The sequence below is a fragment of the Hydrogenovibrio sp. genome, assembly GCF_049975065.1.
GTDB lineage: Bacteria > Pseudomonadota > Gammaproteobacteria > Thiomicrospirales > Thiomicrospiraceae > Hydrogenovibrio.
Window position 1 is genome coordinate 1 of sequence record NZ_JBNGDN010000042.1, and the last position, 15,860, is coordinate 15,860.

The 15,860-nt window shown below is 52.3% G+C and carries 16 protein-coding genes; 9 read left to right on the forward strand and 7 right to left on the reverse strand.

The genetic code is table 11. From position 1 onward, the window contains the following. Positions 1-332: 332 nt before the first annotated feature. The gene (locus tag ACP5D0_RS06355) at positions 333-587 is read left to right on the forward strand and encodes a hypothetical protein (protein WP_472364823.1); all 255 of its coding nucleotides are present in this window, start codon (positions 333-335) and stop codon (positions 585-587) included. Beyond that, on the forward strand, positions 584-1,009 hold the full coding sequence (locus tag ACP5D0_RS06360; RefSeq protein ID WP_472364824.1) for a type II toxin-antitoxin system VapC family toxin: 426 nt from the start codon (positions 584-586) through the stop codon (positions 1,007-1,009). The genes ACP5D0_RS06355 and ACP5D0_RS06360 overlap by 4 nt, the downstream gene beginning before the upstream one ends. Positions 1,010-1,334: 325 nt before the next feature. Here ACP5D0_RS06360 and ACP5D0_RS06365 read toward each other — a convergent pair whose 3' ends face one another. The 7 genes from ACP5D0_RS06365 to ACP5D0_RS06395 all read right to left on the reverse strand — a co-directional run bounded on the left by ACP5D0_RS06365 (position 1,335) and on the right by ACP5D0_RS06395 (position 5,761). After that, positions 1,335-1,619: a type II toxin-antitoxin system RelE/ParE family toxin gene (locus tag ACP5D0_RS06365; RefSeq protein ID WP_472364825.1), complete on the reverse strand. Its 285-nt coding sequence runs from the start codon at positions 1,617-1,619 to the stop codon at positions 1,335-1,337. Beyond that, on the reverse strand, positions 1,619-1,846 hold the full coding sequence (locus ACP5D0_RS06370; RefSeq protein WP_472364826.1) for a CopG family ribbon-helix-helix protein: 228 nt from the start codon (positions 1,844-1,846) through the stop codon (positions 1,619-1,621). The genes ACP5D0_RS06365 and ACP5D0_RS06370 overlap by 1 nt, the downstream gene beginning before the upstream one ends. 119 nt (positions 1,847-1,965) lie before the next feature. Beyond that, the gene (locus ACP5D0_RS06375; protein ID WP_472364827.1) at positions 1,966-2,379 is read right to left on the reverse strand and encodes a PIN domain-containing protein; all 414 of its coding nucleotides are present in this window, start codon (positions 2,377-2,379) and stop codon (positions 1,966-1,968) included. Next, positions 2,376-2,630: a FitA-like ribbon-helix-helix domain-containing protein gene (locus tag ACP5D0_RS06380; RefSeq protein WP_472364828.1), complete on the reverse strand. Its 255-nt coding sequence runs from the start codon at positions 2,628-2,630 to the stop codon at positions 2,376-2,378. Before ACP5D0_RS06380 ends, ACP5D0_RS06375 begins: the two co-directional genes overlap by 4 nt. Positions 2,631-2,878: 248 nt before the next feature. After that, on the reverse strand, positions 2,879-4,012 hold the full coding sequence (locus ACP5D0_RS06385; RefSeq protein WP_472364829.1) for a murein transglycosylase domain-containing protein: 1,134 nt from the start codon (positions 4,010-4,012) through the stop codon (positions 2,879-2,881). A 55-nt stretch (positions 4,013-4,067) separates the two neighbouring features. Further along, positions 4,068-4,979 (reverse strand): DNA/RNA non-specific endonuclease, encoded by a 912-nt coding sequence (locus ACP5D0_RS06390; protein ID WP_472364830.1) that lies wholly within the window; start codon positions 4,977-4,979, stop codon positions 4,068-4,070. Then, the gene (locus ACP5D0_RS06395; RefSeq protein WP_472364831.1) at positions 4,976-5,761 is read right to left on the reverse strand and encodes a methyltransferase domain-containing protein; all 786 of its coding nucleotides are present in this window, start codon (positions 5,759-5,761) and stop codon (positions 4,976-4,978) included. The genes ACP5D0_RS06390 and ACP5D0_RS06395 overlap by 4 nt, the downstream gene beginning before the upstream one ends. A gap of 240 nt (positions 5,762-6,001) precedes the next feature. Here ACP5D0_RS06395 and ACP5D0_RS06400 point away from each other — a divergent pair, with 240 nt between their 5' ends. The 7 genes from ACP5D0_RS06400 (at position 6,002) to ACP5D0_RS06430 (ending at position 15,754) form a co-directional block, all read left to right on the forward strand. Beyond that, the gene (locus tag ACP5D0_RS06400) at positions 6,002-7,240 is read left to right on the forward strand and encodes a GGDEF domain-containing protein (protein ID WP_472364832.1); all 1,239 of its coding nucleotides are present in this window, start codon (positions 6,002-6,004) and stop codon (positions 7,238-7,240) included. A gap of 156 nt (positions 7,241-7,396) precedes the next feature. Beyond that, positions 7,397-8,650, forward strand: a complete 1,254-nt coding sequence (gene dcm / locus ACP5D0_RS06405) for a DNA (cytosine-5-)-methyltransferase (protein ID WP_472364833.1) — start codon at positions 7,397-7,399, stop codon at positions 8,648-8,650. Between the two features lie 355 nt (positions 8,651-9,005). After that, on the forward strand, positions 9,006-9,578 hold the full coding sequence (locus ACP5D0_RS06410) for a permease (protein ID WP_472364834.1): 573 nt from the start codon (positions 9,006-9,008) through the stop codon (positions 9,576-9,578). 24 nt (positions 9,579-9,602) lie between these two features. Further along, positions 9,603-10,079: a DUF6428 family protein gene (locus ACP5D0_RS06415; RefSeq protein WP_472364835.1), complete on the forward strand. Its 477-nt coding sequence runs from the start codon at positions 9,603-9,605 to the stop codon at positions 10,077-10,079. 12 nt (positions 10,080-10,091) lie between these two features. Further along, complete coding sequence (locus tag ACP5D0_RS06420; protein ID WP_472364836.1) at positions 10,092-11,363, forward strand: arsenic transporter; 1,272 nt, start codon at positions 10,092-10,094, stop codon at positions 11,361-11,363. An 81-nt stretch (positions 11,364-11,444) separates the two neighbouring features. Next, a complete protein-coding gene (locus ACP5D0_RS06425) occupies positions 11,445-12,572 on the forward strand; it encodes an efflux RND transporter periplasmic adaptor subunit (protein ID WP_472364837.1) in 1,128 nt (375 codons plus the stop codon). Further along, on the forward strand, positions 12,569-15,754 hold the full coding sequence (locus ACP5D0_RS06430; protein WP_472364838.1) for an efflux RND transporter permease subunit: 3,186 nt from the start codon (positions 12,569-12,571) through the stop codon (positions 15,752-15,754). Before ACP5D0_RS06425 ends, ACP5D0_RS06430 begins: the two co-directional genes overlap by 4 nt. Positions 15,755-15,860 lie beyond the last annotated feature (106 nt).

Genomic DNA, 15,860 nt, shown 5'->3' on the forward strand with positions numbered 1-15,860 from the left:
CCATCGGTGCCCAGTATTTACAGGACGGGTGTAGGTTACGCCTCAGTTCCCGGCTTAGGGTTGAAGCCGCTCGGATCAGCTTTTCAACAAGCTCAGTCCTAAAAAAATTGCTTAAACTATCAAAAGAGTTTTGATCCTTTTTTCAAGCTCAAGGCAAATGGAGAACAAAAATGGAATCCACTAATTGAAGCCACTATCAAATCACTCAACCCAGATCACAAAACCACCAGGCCTGGTTGCGGTGAACTTGGAAAACGAAAATACTGGACAGGTTGTTGTTTGCTAATCCATGTAATACACTATTGTCATACAGATAAATAAGGAATAACAACATGATCAGTTTGCGGCTACCTAATGACCTCGAACAACAACTAGTGCAATTTGCCAACCAAACCCACCGAACCAAAACCGACGTGGTGAAGTTGGCGTTAGAGCGATTATTCGAATCGGAAACCCCACCCGCCACGACGGAAGGTGAACGTGCGTTACAGATTTTTGCGCAAAATGGCTTGCTCAATGCCTTATCTGCCGAGGCCGACTTATCCGCCAACTACAAAGCGGAATTGGACTGGAGTGACAAGCTATGATTATCGCCGATACCGGGTTTTGGGTCGCCTTATTTAGCCCCAACGATCAGTATCACGCACAGGCGCAGCAAAAACTAAAACAACTTAACGAGCGACTAATCACCACCTACCCGGTATTGACCGAAACCTGCCATCTTCTTTTAAAGCGTTCCGGGCAACAGACCGTTATTGGGTTTATGAACAGCTATGCCCAGGGCGCGTTTCAGCTTTATCATTTAGACCAAACTCACCACCCAAAACGCATTATTCAAGCGATGAAAAAATATGCCGACTTGCCGATGGACTTAGCCGATGCGTCGCTGGTCATGCTGGCGGATCATTTAGGACACGGAAGAATTTTAACCACCGATGCGCGCGACTTTCACACCTATCGCTGGAAATCCCACCATCCGTTTGAAAACCTGATGAACCCACTCGATTAAAAAACGGCTGACGCACTTAACCCGAAAAATTCATAAATTAGGCACCATCTCGCTTGCCCCTTGATTCCACAAGCCATATTTTCTCAGTCGGTCGTAATCGTGGAGTCGACACTTCTTCGAAAATTTCCTTGTGAAAACAATTTCCTGCGCGATTTTGGCGCAAATTTATGAATCGAAGAAACCGAAGGTAAATTTTCGGGTAAAACGCTAACAAACAACAATCCACCAGGCCTGGTGGCCGGCTAGAGAGTTTAGGGCGGGCATAAGGCCTGGTTTAGTGTTTGGCTAATTGGTCGCGGAACAACGACTTGAACAATAGCTGGCTTTACCAGCTATTGACAGGTTTACGAGAGGTATGAAAAACCCGAAGAATTTCAATGCGGTTTTGTTTTAATCGGTTAGGAATAACATAGCGGGTATTCGGCACGAGTAGCTCACGCGTTCCTGCAACGCGTCCCGGTTTGCCAAGTTGTGGCTGATGCGATAACAAATCAACGGACTCCAAAATCCTGTTTGACACTAGCATCGCCGCTTGCGGATTTTCTTGAGCAATATAATCCAACTCAGCTTCAAGATTTTTTAGTGCGGTTTTCAGCCATAAAACTTGCATTACGACCACTTGCTAAATACGGCTTTGACCTGATCGTCACTTGCGAAATCGTCCGCATCGGCTTGGATCAGCGCGGCTTCAATTTCATTGATTTGCCATTCATTTAACTCAACAAACTGTTGAATTGCCTGCTGTGCTATATGCGCTGGACTATCGGCCAAACGCTCCGCTAACCGGTTTAACCCTGTCACCAGGCCTGGTTCTAACTCAATGGTCATTGTTGACATTGCCGTTACCTCATCCATTTACAATATATTTCTGAGTTTACACTTTTTAACCAGGCTTTAGAAGTAGTCCACCAGGCCTGGTGGTGGGCACATGGGTATCATTCGTAGCTGATCGGCGATCAGCTCCAAGGATTGATTAAACGCAAACCAGCGGCCTCAAAGGCCGAACTGTCGCGCGTGGCGACTTTAAATCCGCGCGAATCAGCCGTGGCCGCAATCATGCCATCTGCCAGCGGAAAACCTTTGCCGGCACGCTTGGCATGTGCCGCTAAAACCCCATAGCTTGCCGCCGCGGCTTCGTCGAAAGTCAGGATACGTCCGGCGAAAAGCTTTTTTACATCCGCCAGCCATTGCGTGAGCGCTTGTTTGCGGCGTCCTTGTGGCAAAACCTCAATGCCAAAACTCAGTTCAGCGAGCGTTATGCTGGTGATAAACAAAGCCCCTGTAGGTTGGCTATTTAGCCAATTCATTACGTTTGCGTCAGGTTCTGGCCGCATGGTTTCAGAAATAACATTGGTATCCAGCACAATCATGACAGATCCAATGGCTCAGCGGGCGTCTTGTCATGCGAAGCAAGGATCGCATCGACTTCACTATCGCTGATGGCATAAGTTTGCGCCAGCTCTTGCAGCGCAACGCCCAAACCAACTTGCTCGGAAGGCATCACCGCTTCACGCAAAATTTCCCGCACCTCCGCCTCCGTGCTGCGTCCATGCGCTTTAGCACGCGCCTTGAGCGCGAAGACCACCTCATCCGCCAAACTTCTCACTGTTAAAACCGCCATTTTTTTATCCTCGCCAGTAAAACTGCTTTCATTTTATGCCTTTGACAGCATGTGTGCAATGAAAATCAGGATCGTTGAACAAACACTGAAGCAACTATCAATCACTCAACCCAGATCACAAAAGCACCAGGCCTGGTGAGGTAGCAAGTGCTGGGCGCATAAAAATGCTATTTTCGACATTTTTATGCGCGAAAAAATGTTTTTTAAACGTTTTGCCCCTTCTCTTCAGGCATTTCGCTTTGTTTTACTCAAACGTAACCACGTTTTTTCTGGGTGACTTTGTAGAGGTAGTTGCGGGCTTCTTCGTATTTTAGGTGCTGGCGCAGGTAGCCGTAGACGGCGTTGGCGCTCATGGCGTTGATTTTGGTAAAGGCACGGCTGCGGTTGGTGTCGAAGGCTTTGAGTACATTGCCGCTGCCGGTGTTGTAGGCGGCGATGCAGCAGTATTCGCGTGCTTTGGGGTTTTTGACGTCTTTGAGGTAGCGAGTGAACAAAATGTGCAGGTAGACGGTGCCCATTTCGATGTTTTTGTCGGCTTGAAACAGGTAATCTTTGCTGGGGGTGCCGTCCTTTTTGTAGAGAAAACGGTAGGCATCGCGCCCGGCGGATTGCGGCACGATTTGCATTAAGCCGTAGGCGGGAATGTGGCTCATGGCGTAGGGGTTGAAGGAACTTTCGGTTTCGATAATGGCGTAAATGAGGGCCGACTCGATGCCAAAACGTTTGCTTTGCCGATTAACGTAACTGGCGTAGTGTTTCTGCTGGGCCTGGTTGTGGTCTTTGACCATCTCGAAGGTGACGTAGCGGCGTTTTTTGCCGTTGTAGGTATCTACTGTGTAGGCGTGTTTCATCAGGTAGTCGGCGTAGCGGTTGGCGCGCCATTGGGTGCCGACGGGCTTTTTGTCCTGATCGACCACCAGATCGTACAGAAACGGGGTTTGCCCGGTTTGAATGGCTTTGTCGGAGAGTAAATCGACTTTGGACGGGTTTTCCGGTGTCAGCAGCGTGCTGATAATGGCGGCTTTGAGCGCCTTGTCCGGTTGCTTGGGGTCTACGGTTTCCACGCGGATGCGGCCGGTGTCGAAGTTGACGATGGCGCGGCTGAGGTATTGGTCGGTGTATTTAACGTATTCTTTCGGGGTGGCGATTTTTTCGTCGCCCCAGTTTTTGGCGAGCTCTTTGACCAGATTTTTCAGTTGGTCGCGCACCAGTTGATCCAGCGGGGCAAGGCCGGTGGAGGGAATGTGTGCGCTGATGGCGCTGGGGACATCGCCTTTTGAAAGTTGTTGTGCCGAATTGAGGCCGCGGCGGATTTCATGGCTGGTGCAGCCGGGCAGAAGACCGGTGGCGGCGAGCAGGGTGAGAAATTGGCGGCGTTTCATGGCGTCTCCTGTTGGGTTTGGTCGGCTCAAAAGGTTTAAAAAGGCTCAATAATATTCAATAGCGGCTGGGTAAATTGGCCACTTGCGATAATGACCAGGCCTGGGGGTTTTCGCTGGATTCGATTTGGTTTTCAATCGTATCGTCCAGTTGCCAGAAAAAATCAATGCCGGTTTGCGCTTCCACCGCGTCGATGGTGGTGACGTATTTTAGTAGGCTGTCTTTTGGTTTGGCGGTTTGCGGCAGGATAAACGCCAGCGCCACTGGTGGTTGGCCGTCACTCGACGGGCGGATGAAAATTTTGTAAAAGGCTTTGGGAATGGCGACCGGGGCGTTTTTGAGGCGCTTGGGGTCGGCATCGAAAATCGGCCCGGTCACCACCCAGAAATCGCCGAACTGTTTGGAAAAGAAATCGGCGCTGACTTCTTCCAACCGTTGCCAGATCTTTTGGTTGAATTTGGGTTTTTGCGGGGTGATATTGGTCATCAGAAAGGTGTCTTTTTGCGCCTGATAGCCGTAACGGCTGGCGATGACGTAATTCGGCGCCATGTGCCCGCGGTCGTAACCGCTGCCGGTGTAGTCTTCGTGGCGGATGTGCGCCAGCGAACGCCAGTCGGCTTCGAAGCGTGGGCGCTTGCCGTAGGGCACGGTGTTGGGGCTGACTTTGTAGGTGACCCAAACCGGGTTGGCGAGGGTTTCGGAATAGGCCAGCATAAAACCGTCGTTGCGCAGCACATGGGTGAGGGTTTGCCAGTTGTTGTCGGTTTTCGGTACGCCCATATAGGCCATTTGCGGGCGGGCTATTTCGACTTCGTAGAGGTATTTTAAGCCGCCAATCAGCAAGACAGCGCCGAAGACAACGGGAATCCAGAAAAAACTCAGTTGCAGCAGCTTGGGCTGTTTGGACAGTGCGGAAAACAGGGTTTTGACCAGGCGTGCCTGTGAGCGACGGGAATGCAGTGGGTTCATTGTGTGGTGTCCGGTTTGTAAGCTAAGAAGTGAATATATCGCCCCATGTGGCGGTAAGTGGGTTGACGGCAATAACGGTACTCCAACGCGAGCAGTTCGTCCAGATCGCTGTCGGCCAGCACCTCCGGCGTGAGGTAGTCGTGAAACACGCGAATGCCGGTTTGCTGGCGAATTTCAAAGCCGAGTGTTTCGAGTTGTTCAATCAGGTCTTCCGGGTATTGCGGATTGGGTGGGGTGAGTTTTTTGCCTTGGCCGATGTAGGCATCGGACAAAATATGTTCCCAGCGCCAGCGCCCTTTAAGCACATTATTGTAAACGAAGGCATTGCGGTTGTAGAACAGCAAGGATAAATATCCGCCAGGCCTGACTTTGTCGGCCACGGTTTGTAAGCCCGCCGCTGGGTCGGCGAGCCATTCAATGACAGCGTGAAACAGCACCAGATCGAAATTCGGCAGTTGTGGCGCAAGGCTTTGTGCCGAGCCGTGCAGGAAGGTGGCTTGCCGTTGCTGGTCGGCGAAGTTTTGCTGGGCGCGTGCCAGCATTTTCTGCGACAGGTCGCACAGCGTCAAGTTATGCCCGGCTTCGGCGAACCATAGTCCCATTTGCGCGAAACCACACCCGGCATCCCAGATGGATAAAGGCGCGGCGTCGCGCAGAAAGGCCAAGTCTTCTTTCAGCAGTTTTAAGCGCCATTCGCCTTTAACGGTGTCGTAAACCCGTTTTTCGAATTTGTCGATGAGCGTGTCGAAATTGCGGTCTTTGGAAGCGGTTGCATCGGTCAATATGGGTGCCTTCGCTGAGAGAGTTGGATTCATAATGCGCATTATAGTCGATTGCAGCCGGTCATCGAATGGATGGCGTCGGCGGTAAGATTAATTTTGTACAAGACCTTATTTAAATTACTGATAATTTAAACAGCGGTTTTCGTTAAGATGTTTATGCAAAGCCTTATCCTGTATTTAATGGGTTGTCAGCAATTCTAAAATGGGTGGGCGATTACTGAAAAAACGGGGTGGTCAAGCGTGGATCAGAAAATCATTGAACTGATAAGCAGCAGCGACACAGTGGTGTTTTATTGCGATTATGCGCCCAAATGGCCACTGCGTTTTGCCACCCGCAATATGGCCGATTTTGGTTACGATTCGGAGGCGGTTTGCCGGGAAACCGTGTGTTTTAAAGACCTGGTTCACACCAAAGACGTCGCAGCGCTGGAAAACGCGGTGGCGGAGCAGATTGAAGAAGACGGTTTTTGCGTGGCGAAAACCATTCGCCTGAAAGTGCCTGATTCAAGTGGTTTTGTCTGGGTAGAAACCCGTTTAAGTTTCGAACGAAATGCCGAGGGAGAGGTCACGAATTTACTCGGCAAGTTAGTGGATGTGACCGAACGGGTGGCGGCGGAAGAGCGGTTGAAAATTTTTGCCAAGGTGGTGGCGCAAACGGCGGACTTTGTCAAAATCACCGATCGGGAAGGGCGGCTGGTGTTTGTCAATCAAGCCTTACTGGACAAAACCGGTTACACCGAAAAAGAGCTTTTGGGGCGTACGCTCGGGGTGTTTAAGTCGGAAATGCAGGATCAAACAAAGGCCAAAGCCTTATGGCAGCGGATTCTGGCGGGCGAGGTGTATCACAATCGCATTATGAACCGTTGCAAAGACGGTTCCACCTATTATGAGGACATCACCATCAGTCCGGTGTTCGGAGCCGATGAGGCCATTGAATATTTTGTCTCCACCGGCAAGGATGTTTCGGAGCAGGTCAAAATGCAGCAAGCCTTGAACGAAATGGCGATGAAAGATGCCTTGACCGGCTTGTGTAACCGTCGCCATTTAATGAGTGTGATCGAGCAGGAAATGGCGGAACGCCAGGCCTGCGGGCAGGTGATCGGCATGATTTTGTTTGATGTGGATTTTTTCAAAGAAATCAATGACCGTTATGGGCATGATGTCGGCGACGAAGTGTTGTTGGAAATGGCGGAGATTTTGAAGCACTTGGGGGAGGGCATCAATCACGTTGGCCGTTGGGGCGGCGAGGAATTTTTACTGCTGGTGTTAGAGCCGGATTTGGGCGAAATGATCAAGACCGCTAATGGCTTGCGCGAGCAGATACAACAACATTCTTTTTCTAAAATCGACCGTGTCACGGTCAGTATCGGGGTGACGCTTTCCAACGTAAACGATACACCGGCAGATTTATTCAAACGCGCCGATCAGGCACTGTATAAAGCCAAGCATAACGGGCGTAATCGCGTAGAAATCTCGTAAACCGTTTTGACCAGGCCTGGTCGTTTTAGTTTTTTAGGTTTTCTTTGCAAGCTCTTGGATAATCGGGGTTTTCGCCAGCGCCGCTATAACCTTTTCTGTTTTCCTTTATAATTTAATAACCCTGACCAAGGTTGCATAATGTAGGAAGATACGAAAATGACTCAATCCGTGTATTCACTGGATGAAACCGCCAAATTGTTGTCCGTTTCCAAAGAAACTTTAAGACGTTGGGATAAAAATGGCAAATTAAAATCCACCCGTTTGCCAAACAACTACAGGGTTTATACGCCTGAGACGCTCAAGGCGTATACCGGCGGTGTCGGCATTTTTGATATGGAGGTGATGGACGAACATCATTATTCGCCCATTAAACCCTACAAAACGATTGAGCTTTTTGCCGGGGCGGGCGGTTTGGCACTCGGGTTGGAAAAAGCCGGTTTGGAGTGTGCTTTACTCAATGAAGTCAATAAGTGGGCCTGCAAGACGCTGAAGCGCAATCGCCCAGACTGGCAAGTGGCAGAGGGGGATATCGCAAACATCGACTTTTCAAGTTTTTTGGGGCAAATCGATATTATTTCGGGTGGCTTTCCATGCCAAGCGTTCAGCTATGCAGGCAAAAAACTCGGTTTTGAAGATACGCGAGGCACCTTGTTTTACGAGTTTTCCAGAGCGGTGAAAGAAGTACAGCCCAAGCTGTTTATTGCTGAAAATGTCCGAGGACTGGTGTCGCATGATAAAGGCCGAACCTTGAAGACCATGGTGGATGTCATGGAAACACTCAACTACAAGGTGTTGCCGCCAAAGGTTTTAAAAGCGATTCACTACCAGGTGCCACAGAAACGAGAACGGCTTTTTTTGGTTGGCATACGTAAAGATTTAAAAATCCATTACCAGTACCCGAAGCCTTCTGATGACATTTTGGTATTAGCCGATGCCTTGAAAGCCGGTAAGCTTTATCCGACCGATGTGCCGGATTCGGCGGGTCAACGGTATCCGGAGTCGAAACAAAAAATTATGGAACGCATTCCGCCCGGTGGCTATTGGCGGGATCTGCCCGAACCCTTGCAAAAGGACTATATGAAAAAAAGTTTTTATCTCGGTGGCGGAAAAACCGGGATGGCGCGGCGGATTGCTTGGGACGAACCCTGTTTAACCCTAACGACCTCTCCAGCACAAAAGCAGACGGAACGTTGTCATCCAGATGAAACACGACCTTTTACCACGCGTGAATATGCGCGTATTCAAACCTTTCCCGATGATTGGATGTTTGAAGGCAGTATGAATGAAATTTACCGCCAAATCGGCAATGCCGTGCCGGTCAATTTGGCTTATGCCGTGGCTAAGGAAGCGGTGAGAGCGCTCAACCGCCACACCATCGAGCAAGAAATCAGTCAACGATTTGCATCCTAGCTCGAAAAATTCATAAATTAAGCACCACCTCGCTTGCCCCTTGATTCCACAAGCGATATTTTCTCAGTCGGTCGTAATCGTGGAGTCGACACTTCTTCGAAAATTTCCTTGTGAAACCAATGCTCTGCGCAATCTCAGCACAAATTTATGAAACATTCGGGTTAGCCCGGAAGTTTCTTACGGGTTTCAAGTCATAAGCGCAACCAATTGTTGCGCTTTTTTTTGCTTGCGCGGTTTTGCCAGGCCTGGTGAAATCGGTTTGGATGATGGGAAATGTGTCGGTTGTATATATCTGTTTATGCGGATATACTGTTTTGAATCGTTTTTAATTGGTTATTGAAGCAGGGAGTCGGTGATGTTTGAAGGGTTGGGCAATTGGGTCGCTTACGATCTGTTGGCGGCTTCGTCCCAAGCGGGTGCGGCGGTGCAGTTTTTTGTGATGGACACCGTTAAGATTTTTGTGATGCTGGTGGCGATTATTTATGTCATGGGGCTGCTGCGGGCGTTTGTTTCCACTGAGCGCATTCGTAAAATGGTGGCCGGTAAACCCAAGTGGATGGGGCGTTCATTGGCGATTACGCTTGGGTCGGTGACGCCCTTTTGTTCTTGTTCGTCGGTGCCATTGTTTATTGGTTTTGTGGAAGCGCGGATTCCGCTGGGCATTACCTTTGCATTTTTGATTGCCAGCCCGATGATTAATGAGGTGGCGGTGGTGTTGTTGATCGGCATTCTCGGTTGGGAAATCGCGCTGCTGTATGTGCTGGCGGGCGTGGTGGTGGCCTATGTTGGCTCGGTGGTCATTGAGTGGTTTAAGCCGGAGCGTTGGGTGGAGTCCTATGTGTGGGATATTAAAATGCGTCAACAGCAAGAGCAGCAGGCGCAGGTTGGCGGCTACGGGCGTTACCGTTGGCTCCGGCTAGGTTTATAAGGTAGCTAAATGTAGGGTGAAAAAATGATGTTTGCGGAATTTCAGCGTGTTATAAATGCGGCAGGGCAGCGGGAGATAACGTTTATTTTGCCGAATGGCGACAGGGTGCCGTCCCATTTTCACATCACCGATGTGGGCAGTGTGTTTCAGCACTTTATCGACTGCGGCGGGCAAACTCGGTCGGTGTCGTTTGTGCAAATCCAGTTGTGGCTCGGGGCGGATACCGAACATCGGTTAACATCTGCGACAGCGGCTAAAATTTTGCAACAGAGTTATCCCGTGTTAAAGAAAATACCAGGCCTGGCGGATTCTGAGGTGGCGATAGAGTATCAAACGGATGTCACCGCTCGGTATGATATTCACGAAGCGACGATGACGGATTCGGAAGTGCTGTTTTCCCTCACGACACCCCCCACGCAGTGTTGGGCGGCGATGCGGCATTTAAATGCAAAGGGCGATGAGGGTGGCGGCCATCCGACATCGACCGCTTGTTGTGGTTAAATAGGAGTGAACATGAACGAACTTTGGCTGGCGACAAGCCTGTTTGCCGTGACCTTGCTGCTGGTGATCTGGCAGCCAAAGGGCTTGAAAATTGGCACCACGGCGATGGGCGGCGCTTTGCTGGCGTTGCTGTTGGGGGCGGTGTCTTTGGCCGATGTTTGGGAGGTGACGGGCATCGTTTGGGATGCCACCTTGGCGTTTATTGGGATTATTTTGATTTCGATGGTGCTGGATGAATTGGGGTTCTTTGAATGGGCAGCGATTCACATGGCGCATTTATCGGGCGGCAACGGCCATCTGATGTTTGTGTACACGGTGCTGCTGGGCGCGGTGGTGGCGGCCTTTTTTGCCAACGATGGGGCGGCGCTGATTTTGACGCCGATTATTCTGGCGAAAATGCGCTTATTGCAGTTGAATTTCAAGGCCTTGATTGCGTTTGTGCTGGCGGCGGGTTTTATCAGTGACGCCGCCAGTATGCCGTTGATTTTTTCCAACCTGACCAATATCGTCACAGCGCATTATTTCAATCTCGGCTTTATGGACTATGCGGCGGTGATGTGGTGGCCGAATTTGGTGTCGGTTGGGGTGAGTACGGCGCTGCTGTGGTGGCTTTTTCGTAAGGATATTCCGCTGAGGGTTTCAACGGACTTACTCAAACCCGCCGCAACCGCCATTCGCAGCCGTGCCATGTTCCGTCACAGTTGGTGGGTGCTGGCGCTGGTGTTTGCAGGCATTCCACTGGGCGAGGCGTATGGTTTGCCGGTGAGTCTGTTTGCCTTGAGTGGTGCGGCCATTTTGCTGGGGTTGGGCTATGGGTATAAAATCCTGAATGTCGGCCAGACCCTCAAAGCCGCACCCTGGCAAATTGTCTGGTTCAGCATTGGGTTATATGTCGTGGTCTGGGGGTTGAAAAATGCCGGGCTGACCAACTTACTGGCGGCAGGCCTGGTGGATTTGGCGGCTTACGGTCATGTGGTGCAGGTGGTTGGCACCGGGTTTATGGCGGCCATTTTAAGCGCCTTAATGAACAATATGCCGACCATTATGGTCATGGACATTGCACTGGCGCAAGCCGGTCAGGATGTGTTAGCCTATGCCAATATTATCGGCAGTAATCTCGGGCCGAAAATGACGCCCTGGGGGTCTTTAGCGACTTTGCTGTGGTTGCATGTATTGATGCAAAAAGGCGTGACCATCGGCTGGGGGCAATATATGAAAATGGGTCTGCTGATTACCCCGCCGGTATTGCTGTTGAGTTTGCTGATGCTGGCATGGGTGCTTTAAGTCCCGCAGGATTGCAAACGGATTCAGTCAGAGGTTTCTGGGGTCGATGTGCGGCTGAGGTTGAGAACAAAAGGAGTGGGCATGAAAGGGATTTTGGTTTGGGTACGTGGGCTGGTGGTTTCAGGTTTGGTGGTTTGGATGGGCTTAGTGTCAGGTTGCCGTTCCTCCGATGCCCCGGCCGAAGCGGAAAAACCGCCGGTGGTGCAGGCGTTTGCCTTGACGACGGAAACACAACCCGGGCAGACCCTTTCTGGGGTGGTGGCGCCGCGTTATCAAAGCACCCTGAGTTTTCGCGTCGGCGGCAAGGTGGTGGAGCGCCGTGTGGATGTGGGGGATGAAGTGGCCGCCGGAACCGTGCTGATGCGTCTGGAGCCGGAGGATTTTGAACTGGCCTTGAAAGCCTTGAAGGCGGAAATCACTGCCACCCGTTCGGAAATCGTCAATGCCAAAAGCGAAGTGGCGCGTTTACAGAAATTATATGCTAAAAATCTCACCTCGGAACAAACGCTGGATCGGGCGCAAAATCAGTTGAATGTGCTTCAGGCGCGGCTGGACACTCAGCAACATCAGGCCGCGCAAACTCAGCATCAGATGGAATACGCCACCTTGCGGGTGCCGGACAATTCGCCAGGCCTGGTGAAAATCCTAGAGGTGATGGTGGAAGCCGGTGAAGTGGTGAGTCAGGGGCAGCCGGTGTTGCGGCTGGCGCGGACCACGCCGACCGAAGTGCGGGTGGCGTTACCGGAATCGCTCAGCACCCAGCCGCCGGCGAGCTTGCGATTGGATTTGGACGGACAACGGCTGACGTTATTCTTGCAGCGTTTGGGCGATCAGGCCGATGCGCGCAGCCGCACTTGGACGGCTTGGTACGGTTTGAGCGAAAAAGACCCTAATCACCAGGCCTGGCCAAAAGGCTTACGTTGGGGTGAAACGGTGACGCTGCAACGACCATCTTCCGAAAAGGCTTGGCGCTTGCCGGTCAGTGCCTTGCTGCGGCGCGGCGATCGCACAGTGGCGTTTCGGTTGAAAGCGGTTGCCAACGACGGCACGGCGTTTCAGTTAGAGGCGGTGCCGGTGCAGGTGCAGACCCTGAATGCGCAATGGGTCTGGGTCACCACCGAAGCTGACATCCAGCCCGGGGATGAGGTGGTGGCCTTCGGTGTTCATACCTTGCAGGACGGTCAGTCGGTGCGGAGGGCGGCACCATGAGCGCAGTCAACCCGAATCGTTGGAACCTGTCGGCCTATGCGGTTCGGCATACCTCTCTGACGCTGTATTTTATGGCGGTGGTGGCCTTGGCCGGATTGTGGGCGTTTATGAATATGGGGCGCGCCGAAGACCCGAGTTTTGACGTCAACACCATGGTGGTCAGCGCGCAATGGCCGGGGGCGACGGCGGAGCAAATGCAAGACCAGGTGGCGGATCCGATGACTCGGGAGTTGATGAAAATCGACTATATGGATCGGGTGGAAGTCAGTGCCCAGCCAGGCTTGGTGAATTTGTTGGTGACCTTTGCCGATTCCACCCCCAGCGGCCTGAGTGACGATTTGTATTATCAGGTGCGTAAGCGGCTCACCGATCTGGCACCCAGCTTGCCGAAAGGCGTTCAGGGGCCGACGTTTAACGACGATTTTGAAGATCTTTATTTCAGCCTGTTTGCCTTGAGTGGCGAGGGGCTGCCGCAATCGACCCTGTTGAAAACGGCCGATCAATTACAGGTGGCGTTCAGTCGGATCGACGGCGTGAAAAAAGTGGATCTGATCGGCGAGCAGGCACAACGCGTCTGGGTGGATTTGAATCTGGAGGCGCTCAGTCAGCGCCAGCTCAGCCCGGCGCAGATACAACAGGCGTTGTCGGCGCATTTAACCTTAACCGGTGCCGGTTTCAGCGACACTCAGGGACCCAGAGTCTATGTGCGTTCCAAGCTGAACGGTGATGGCGTCGCGCCGGACGTGACGGCGCTGGCCGATTTGCCGCTGACGGTGGATGGTAAGCTCATTCGGCTTGGAGACGTGGCCGAGGTGTCGGACGGCTATGAGGATCCGCCGCGTTTTTTGATACGCAATCAGGGCGAACCGGCGCTGATGCTGGGTGTGGTGATGCAGGATCAGACCAATGGTCTGGATTTGGAAAAACGTTTGATGACGTTTGAAAAACAGGCACAGCAGGACTTGCCAGCGGGGTTGACGCTGACCAAAGTCACCAATCAGGCCGATGCCATTAAACGCGCGGTGTCCACCTTTGAACTGAAGTTTTTGACGGCCTTGTTGGTGGTGTGGCTGGTGAGTCTGGCCACGCTGGGGTTGCGCGCCGGTATTGTGGTGGCGCTGGCGGTGCCTTTGACATTGGCCATGACCTTTGTGTTTATGGTGCTGGAAGGATTTAATCTGGATCGCATTACGCTGGGTGCCTTGATTATTTCGCTGGGGTTGCTGGTGGACGATGCCATTATCGCCATTGAAATGATGTTGGTGAAAATGGAAGAGGGGCTGGATAAGATCAAAGCCGCGGCCTATGCCTGGCAGGTGACGGCGGCGCCCATGCTGGTGGGTACGCTGGTGACGGTGGTGGGGTTTTTGCCGATTGGGCTGGCGCAATCTCGTGTCGGCGATTACGCTGGCGGTATCTTCTGGGTGTTGGGTACCACGTTAATCGCGTCTTGGCTGGTGGCGGTGTATTTTATTCCGTATATGGGGGTGAAACTGCTCAAGGTGTCGCAGGGTTCTCAAGCCACGGCCGATTCGACCCAGTTGCTTTCAGAGCGGTCGAATCATTCAAGTGATTCAAATCATTCAAGCCATCCCGACCCCTATCAAACCCGTTTTTATCGCGGACTGCGTTCAGCGATTGAGGGCTGTGTGCGGTATCGCAAAAGCGTGGTGCTGGTGACGGTGGCGACCTTTGCACTGGCGGTGATGGGCATGATCACCCAAGTGGAAAAACAGTTTTTCCCCAGTTCCGACCGCCCGGAGTTGATGGTGGATGTGTATTTGCCGAAAGGCTCGGCCATCGCCGCCACCGATGCGGTGACGCGGCACCTGGAAAGCGTTCTGAAAACTAACGAGGAAGTGGATTCCTTGTCGGCTTATGTGGGGCAGGGCGCACCGCGTTTCTTTTTGGCGCTGAACCCGGAATTGCCGAATCCGGCGTTTGCCAAAATCATTGTGGTCACCCATGACAAGGACGCTCGGGAAGCTTTGCGTAGCAAGTTGCAGGCACGCATTGACGCCGGAGAATTCGGTCAGGCACGAGTGCGGGTGCATCCATTGCTGTTTGGGCCGCCGGTGCAATGGCCGGTGAGTTTTCGGGTCATGGGGCCGGAGCCGGATCAACTGCGTCGGATCGCCGAACGCTTGCAAAGCGTGATGGCGCAGCAGGATTTTATTCGTGACCCGCATTTACAATGGGGCGAGCAAGCACCGGTAGTGCAATTGGACTTTGACGCCGATCGGTTGTCTCGACTGGGATTGACTCAGGCGGACGTGAAGCGGCAGCTGGCCGCCATGCTTGACGGCGAGGCTGTGGCCGAAATCAAGCGTGATCAGCGTACCTTAGGGGTGATGGTGCGTGCGGGTACGGAGGCGAGAAACCAGCCGAATCGTTTGGCGGATCTGCCAATTCGTTTGCCGGAGAGCGGCGCGGGCGATGCCAACACTTCGGGTGCCAATACCCCAACCGTGCCGCTTTCGCATTTGGCGGAAATTCATTGGGTGCATGAAGCCCCTTGGTTGGAAAGGCGCAATCGTGAACCGGTGATGCAGGTGAATGCCGAGGTGGTGGACGGTGTGCAGCCGCCGGTGGCGACGGAGCGTTTGATGCAGGATTTTGCGCCGATTTTGTCCGATTTGCCTTATGGCTATCGGGTGGACGTCGGCGGATCGGTGGAGGAGTCGGGCAAGGCGCAGGATTCCATTAAGGTGATGATGCCGCTGATGTTGCTGGTGATGTCGCTGTTGATTATGCTATTGGTCAAGTCCATCAGCACTTTGTTTATGGTGTTGTTGACGGCGCCGCTGGGGTTGATTGGTGCGGTGGCGGCGATGGTGTTGTTCCAGCAACCCTTTGGGTTTGTGGCCAATCTTGGGCTGATTGGTCTGGGGGGCATTCTGATGCGTAATACATTGATTCTCACTGGCCAGATTGACGACAACCGTCAGCAAGGCATGGCGTTGGGTGAGGCGCTGGTGGATGCCACCGTGCGCCGTGCGCGTCCGGTCTTGCTCACGGCCTTGGCCGCTATGCTGGCGTTTATTCCGTTAACCACTTCAACCTTCTGGGGGCCGATGGCGTATGTGCTGATTGGCGGCATTGGCGTGGGCACGCTGTTGACATTATTGTTCTTACCGGCGTTGTATGCCTTCTGGTTTCGGGTTCGCTTGACACCGGGTTAAAGCATTTTATTGCGAATCGTTTCATAGAAGTATCACGCAAGGAAACTGCGGATGTGTCATATTTAACGTTTGCGGCAATTCACTTCTGGAGTCTTGTTTTATGTCA

Excerpts from the sequence above, each read along its gene's own strand:
- ACP5D0_RS06370 (WP_472364826.1), bottom strand. The coding sequence starts at position 1,846 with ATGTCAACAATGACCATTGAGTTAGAACCAGGCCTGGTGACAGGGTTA.
- ACP5D0_RS06365 (WP_472364825.1), bottom strand. The coding sequence starts at position 1,619 with ATGCAAGTTTTATGGCTGAAAACCGCACTAAAAAATCTTGAAGCTGAG.
- ACP5D0_RS06410 (WP_472364834.1), top strand. The coding sequence starts at position 9,006 with ATGTTTGAAGGGTTGGGCAATTGGGTCGCTTACGATCTGTTGGCGGCT.
- ACP5D0_RS06355 (WP_472364823.1), top strand. The coding sequence starts at position 333 with ATGATCAGTTTGCGGCTACCTAATGACCTCGAACAACAACTAGTGCAA.
- ACP5D0_RS06375 (WP_472364827.1), bottom strand. The coding sequence starts at position 2,379 with ATGATTGTGCTGGATACCAATGTTATTTCTGAAACCATGCGGCCAGAA.
- ACP5D0_RS06380 (WP_472364828.1), bottom strand. The coding sequence starts at position 2,630 with ATGGCGGTTTTAACAGTGAGAAGTTTGGCGGATGAGGTGGTCTTCGCG.
- ACP5D0_RS06425 (WP_472364837.1), top strand. The coding sequence starts at position 11,445 with ATGAAAGGGATTTTGGTTTGGGTACGTGGGCTGGTGGTTTCAGGTTTG.
- ACP5D0_RS06385 (WP_472364829.1), bottom strand. The coding sequence starts at position 4,012 with ATGAAACGCCGCCAATTTCTCACCCTGCTCGCCGCCACCGGTCTTCTG.
- ACP5D0_RS06390 (WP_472364830.1), bottom strand. The coding sequence starts at position 4,979 with ATGAACCCACTGCATTCCCGTCGCTCACAGGCACGCCTGGTCAAAACC.
- ACP5D0_RS06420 (WP_472364836.1), top strand. The coding sequence starts at position 10,092 with ATGAACGAACTTTGGCTGGCGACAAGCCTGTTTGCCGTGACCTTGCTG.
- ACP5D0_RS06430 (WP_472364838.1), top strand. The coding sequence starts at position 12,569 with ATGAGCGCAGTCAACCCGAATCGTTGGAACCTGTCGGCCTATGCGGTT.
- dcm (WP_472364833.1), top strand. The coding sequence starts at position 7,397 with ATGACTCAATCCGTGTATTCACTGGATGAAACCGCCAAATTGTTGTCC.
- ACP5D0_RS06415 (WP_472364835.1), top strand. The coding sequence starts at position 9,603 with ATGATGTTTGCGGAATTTCAGCGTGTTATAAATGCGGCAGGGCAGCGG.
- ACP5D0_RS06360 (WP_472364824.1), top strand. The coding sequence starts at position 584 with ATGATTATCGCCGATACCGGGTTTTGGGTCGCCTTATTTAGCCCCAAC.